We start from the raw sequence: 4,367 nt of genomic DNA, 5'->3' as shown, positions 1-4,367 counted from the left end.
GGAACGGGTTTCTGTCTCATCTTTGCGTCCTTTGATAAAGCTATGATGAGCCGAAAATCCTCTCTTCTTAATTAAACCAGTTTTGTCTCAAAGGCGCTGAGGTCGGACAGTGTAGAAAGCCGTGTCGAAGAAGGCCTTTCAGGAAATGTATCGAATAAGAGCATTCATGAGATTTTGGATGAAGAAGTGATCGAAGGCCGCTCTTGAAAAACTATCTTCTGACCTCGAAGGCCGAAGCCGATTTAAGAAAGGTGGGTTCTAGTTTGAAGTGCGACTTGCAAATGATAACAATGAGTTATCCAATGCAAGGAACTCGTCATGGACCGCACCTATTCGCATATTGATTTGGATGAACGCCGCAGAATAGCGCGCTGGCGCACTGCAAAACTTTCCGTCGACGTTATTGTTGAGAAGCTTGGAAGGGCACCGCTAGACCATTTTTCGTGAACTCAAGCGTAACCAGTTTACCGATGATGAGATCAAGGATTTAAACGGCTATTACTGTACAATTGCTGATCAGAAGTGCCGTGAGCGGCGTTCGAAGCAGCGCAAGCTCATCCGGTATGATGAGCTCCGGCAGTCCGTGATCGATCACATCAGCGATGGATGGTCACCACAACAGATTGCCGGGAGAATGCGGCTGGAGCGGCATCCCATCTCTGTCAGTCATGAAAGAATCTATCAGTTTGTGTATTCCACCGACGGTCGAAAAGAAGAGCCTTGGAAATATCTGCCGGAACGTCGCGCCAAACGACGCCCACGTCATGCCCGGCGTCATCATGGACGCCGCTTTCCCCCAGAACTGAGCATCCTTTATCGTTCGGACATGGTTGCCAAGCGCAAGCAGTCCGCCCATTGGGAGGGCGACACTATCCAGTTTCGCAAGAGGTTCGGCAAGGCCAATGTGACGTCTCTGGTTGAGCGGGTGAGCCGCTTTACGGTTTTGTTGCGCAACAATGATCGTCAGTCACGACCAGTGATGGATGGGGTGATTAGGGTACTCCAACCCCTGCCCCAAATAGCCCGTCGCTCCATCACGTTTGATCGTGGCACTGAGTTTACAGAATGGGCTTATCTGCAGAATGGGATCGGGTCGCAAACATGGTTCTGTGATCCGCAGTCACCCTGGCAGAAAGGCACTGTTGAGTACACCAATAGGCGCACAAGACGCTGGCTTCCCCGAGACCTTGATCCACTTACCCTCATTGATCGAGATCTCGCATTCATCTGTCATCGGCTCAACAATACGCCGCACAAATGTTTGGGGTACAAAACGCCCGCAGAAGTCTTTCGGCAGAAAATCTTCGCAAACAGACATCGTTTTGCGTAAACTCAAACGGCAAAACTCGCGCTTCAGCCTGACCTCACACCCGTTCGTCTGAACATGCGGCATCGCGTTTCACGAATCCTATCGGCTCCTCAGCAGGAGCGAATCTTGCAGCACCTGCCACAGGGCTTCCCGTCGATTTTCCATCGGCTTGGTTCCCTCGAAGTTCAACTCGACGAACAGGCTTTCGACGATGCCGATATAGGCTTGCCCGTAGCGGTCGATTTCGCTGTCGGACAGGGCCGCGCGTGTCTCAGCCATTCGCAACTGGCCGGCGAAGCGCTGCCACAGTACTGCGAGGAAGCCTTCATAGGCCTTGCCGATCATCGCCTTGAGCGCGACGGGGTGGTGAAACACCGCGCGCAGCAGGAAGCGCAGATGCACCGACTGCTTATGCCGGTGTTCCAGCGAGAAGACATAGGCCGCTCCCGGTTCCTCTTGCGGTGAAGCTGCCGCGAATACCGCGTCGGCATGAGACTTCTCGGCCGCAACAGCGTCGGCCAGCGCTTCGAGGAACAGCGCGTCCTTATTTTCGAAATGCGAATAGAGCGACGCTTTCCTGATGCCGACCATCGACGCGATCTCGTTCAGGGAGGACGCGTCGTAGCCCTGGATCGAGAAGTGTTCGAGGGCCGCACAGCAGATGCGGTCCACGGATGGCGAACGCGACTTCATGGCGGTTTCTCCCATTCTCTCTTTCAATGTTGCATGGCGACAGCGCGGCCGCTGCGCGCGATCAGCACGGTCAGCGCGAGGGTGACGAGACCTACCACAGCGAGGAAAACCAGCCACGAGTTCGCAGAGCTCTCCGCCATCATGCCAGCGATGGGGGTGGCTACGGAGGCCGACACGAGTTGGAACGCGCCCAGTATGGCAACGCTGGAGCCTACATCTGTATCACGGCTCGCCATCGCCAGCGAGATGATGGTCGCCTCCGCCATGCCGAGGCCGAGGATGGAGATCGTTATGCCGGCGACGATGCCGACCAGGCCGAGGCCCGCCAACTCGGAGCCAAGCGCCACACCGGCACCGGCTAGCACGATTCCGCTGCCGCAGACCGCCAGCGTCTCCACCTTGAACCGCCGCACAAGGCGGCCGCCGCCGACAGCGCCGACCAGCATGGCGATGCCAGTGCCGCCGAACACGAAGCCGAAGGCATCCGGGGCCAGCTCATAGATCGTCTGATAGACATAGGCCGCGCCGCCAACATAGGAGAACAGGAAGAAGAACACCGCGCCGATGGTCAGTGCGGGGACGAGGAAGAGCCGGTCCGACACTATTGCGGTGTAACTGCGCAAGACACGGCAGACGCGCAGCGGCGCGCGCTTTGCGCGCGGCAGCGTCTCGGGCAGGTTGAGCGCCGAGTTGACCAGCACGACGACGCCGATGATGCCGAGCGCCATAAGAACCGCGCGCCAACCGAACTGTGCCGCGATGACGCCGCCGACCGCGGGCGCGAGGATGGGCGCGAGACCCTGGATCGCCATCAAGAGCGCGAAGATTTGCGCGGCGCGAACACCGGAGGCGACGTCGCGCACGCTGCTCATGGCCACGACAAGCGTGAGCGAGGCGGCGAGGCCCTGAACGAACCGCGCACAGAGCAGCACATCGAAAGACTGCGCCGAAGCCGCCCAGAAGGAGGTCGCGATGAAAACGAGGATCGCGCCGCGCAACGGCCACTTGCGGCCATACGAGTCGATGACCGGGCCGAAAACGAGCTGGCCCGCGCCCTGCGCCAGCAGATAGACGGTCAGCGTCAACTGCATGTTAGCATAGCTCGTGCCGAGATCGCTCACCATCTGCGGCATGGACGGCAGATACATGTCGATGGCCGAGGGTCCGAGCACGGTCACGAGGCCGAGCGAAGCGGCAAGAAGGTTGCCGGCGACATGGGAAGTCGTTGAGTTCGTCATTGCAGAACCAGTAACAAAGGCCGGGAGCGACAGGGCTTTTACCGGCACGTTGAGCTTCGAGAGCCATATCGCTACCTACCAGTAGGTAGCTAATCCGTCAAGAGCTTTTTGCGCACCTGGCGGATAGTCGCTCGCGCCAGCCTAGAAAAATAGAGTTCTCGCCATCAGAAACGCCACGACGCCCACGATCACTGTCACGAACAGGCCGCGTGAAACCACGCCGGCCAGCATCGCCGCGAACGCCGCCACGAGCGAGATGTTGACGCTGGATTCGGTGAACTCGGGTTTGTGAATGAGTTCGGCTGCCATGATGGCGGCCGGCACGGCTCTTTTGCAAAAAACAGATTGATTGGCAGATAATAACCTGTTCTGAGAAACAGGAGCAGGAAATGTCTGATTTCAAGTGGCGCCATTTTCGGGGTGAGATTATCCTTTGGGCAGTGAGGTGGTATTGTTGCAACAGAGCCACACCAGCTGCCCCTTTCTTGCAAGAGTCCGCCACGTCGATACATGATTTGCAAGCAAGCCGTGCCGACGTGCAGCAGAACTCACCGTAGCGCCAGGCAGCAGCGTTTCTGCTACAATCCGCGCCTTCACCTCATTCGGCCACTTTCGGTTCCTGCGGCTTCTGCTACCAACTCGTAGAACCTCCAATGTAGTATCCATGGAGAAGCTCCGTCCTGATCATCTCAAAAGTCGATTGAGACAATTAGATCTGTAATTGGAAGGTGGGGACTAGCGTACGCTTACCGATGGCAGACAGACAGTGATTACACAAAGCGTTCCTTACGGCGTAGACTCATAAAGTGATGTACCAGATGCGGACAGCGATGAGTTTGACAGCAGCCAGGAAATTAGCCGGGTTTTTGTCGTAACGTGTTGCAATGCCGCGATAGTGCTTGAGGCGGTTAAACAAGCGCTCGACCAAGTTTCTGTGGCGATATACCCATGGCGAGAACGCAAATACGTCCTTACGGTTTGATTTGGGAGGAATATTGGCCCAGATTTTCCGTTCTGCTGCGGTCTTCCGGATCGTATCGGTATCGTATGCTTTGTCCGCAAGCAGCGTGCCGCCTTCTTTGATGCATTCTAAGAGCCCCTCAGCCTGTGAACAATCAGCGGCCTGT

5 protein-coding genes and 1 pseudogene are annotated in these 4,367 nt (G+C 56.8%); 1 reads left to right on the top strand and 5 read right to left on the bottom strand.

Features of this window, described 5'->3' with window-relative positions; genetic code table 11:
• Nucleotides 1-318: 318 nt before the first annotated feature.
• Nucleotides 319-1,330: pseudogene (locus tag ABE530_RS19410) on the top strand (IS30 family transposase).
• A 78-nt stretch (nt 1,331-1,408) separates the two neighbouring features.
• Here ABE530_RS19410 and ABE530_RS19405 read toward each other — a convergent pair.
• The 5 genes from ABE530_RS19405 to ABE530_RS19385 all read right to left on the bottom strand — a co-directional run.
• Nucleotides 1,409-2,002, bottom strand: a complete 594-nt coding sequence (locus ABE530_RS19405) for a TetR/AcrR family transcriptional regulator (protein ID WP_499695692.1) — start codon at nt 2,000-2,002, stop codon at nt 1,409-1,411.
• Between the two features lie 23 nt (nt 2,003-2,025).
• Nucleotides 2,026-3,240, bottom strand: a complete 1,215-nt coding sequence (locus tag ABE530_RS19400) for a multidrug effflux MFS transporter (protein ID WP_499695691.1) — start codon at nt 3,238-3,240, stop codon at nt 2,026-2,028.
• A gap of 141 nt (nt 3,241-3,381) precedes the next feature.
• Nucleotides 3,382-3,549, bottom strand: a complete 168-nt coding sequence (locus ABE530_RS19395) for a hypothetical protein (RefSeq protein WP_499695690.1) — start codon at nt 3,547-3,549, stop codon at nt 3,382-3,384.
• 117 nt (nt 3,550-3,666) lie between these two features.
• The gene (locus tag ABE530_RS19390) at nt 3,667-3,906 is read right to left on the bottom strand and encodes a transposase (protein ID WP_499695689.1); all 240 of its coding nucleotides are present in this window, start codon (nt 3,904-3,906) and stop codon (nt 3,667-3,669) included.
• A gap of 133 nt (nt 3,907-4,039) precedes the next feature.
• A partial coding sequence (locus ABE530_RS19385; RefSeq protein ID WP_499695688.1) for a transposase occupies nt 4,040-4,367 on the bottom strand: 328 nt, incomplete at its 5' end.

Source organism: Brucella sp. TWI559 (assembly GCF_039674265.1).
Lineage (GTDB): Bacteria > Pseudomonadota > Alphaproteobacteria > Rhizobiales > Rhizobiaceae > Brucella > Brucella chromiisoli.
Note: the sequence above shows the minus strand (reverse complement) of the source record. Positions and strands in the feature narration are given on the sequence as shown.